Genomic DNA, 943 nt, shown 5'->3' on the forward strand with positions numbered 1-943 from the left:
CGTGCTCAAGGCGGGTGCGGCGTTCCTTCCGCTGGACGCCGAGTACCCGCGGGAGCGGATCGCCCACATGCTGGCCGACGCCCGTCCGGCGGCCGTGCTCACCACCGCCGGCTGGCCGCTGCCCGACGTCCTCGACGGCCTCACCGTCCTCGACGCCGCCGAGGACTCCTGTGCCGATCAGCCCGCCGTGCGCCCGCCCGCCCGCGTCACCGCGTCCCACGCCGCGTACGTCATCTACACCTCCGGCTCCACCGGCCTGCCCAAGGGCGTGGTGGTGAGCCACGGGTCGATCGCCGGCCTGCTCGCCGCCCACCGGGCGGAGACCTTCGCCGAGCCCGAGCGGGCCCACGGCCGGCTGCGCGCCGCCCTGACCGCCTCGTTCTGCTTCGACGCCTCCTGGAACGGCCTGCTCTGGATGGTCGCCGGGCACGAACTGCACCTCATCGGCGACGACCTGCGCCGCGACCCCGCAGCCCTGGTCCGCCACTTCCGTGCCACCGGCGTCGACGCCGTCCAGTTCACCCCCACCTACGCCGAACAGCTCGTCGCCGAAGGCCTGCTGGACGAGCCCGCGCCGCGCGTGGTGCTGCTCGGCGGAGAGGCGGTCGGCCAGGCGCTGTGGGACCGGCTGCGCGAGGCCCCGGCCACCACCGGCCACAACCTCTACGGCCCCACCGAATGCACCGTCGACACCCTGCTCCAGTCGTACGACGGCACGGAGCGCCCCACTATGGGACACACCGTCCTCGGCACCCGCGCGTACGTCCTCGACCAGCACCTCCACCCGGTCCCCGCCGGCGTGCCCGGCGAGCTCTACCTGGCCGGCGCGAGCCTGGCCCGCGGCTACCTCGGCCGCGCGGCGCTGACCGCCGAGCGCTTCGTCGCCGACCCGTTCGCGGCGGGGGAGCGGATGTACCGCACGGGCGACCTGGTGCGCCGCGCC

Annotated in this window: 1 protein-coding gene; it reads left to right on the forward strand. The window is 75.5% G+C overall.

The window, feature by feature from the left end; all coding sequences use genetic code 11:
- A partial coding sequence (locus tag ESG85_RS03410) for an AMP-binding protein (RefSeq protein WP_164986149.1) occupies positions 1–943 on the forward strand: 943 nt, incomplete at both ends.

Source organism: Streptomyces roseicoloratus (assembly GCF_004117935.1).
Taxonomy (GTDB): domain Bacteria; phylum Actinomycetota; class Actinomycetes; order Streptomycetales; family Streptomycetaceae; genus Streptomyces; species Streptomyces roseicoloratus.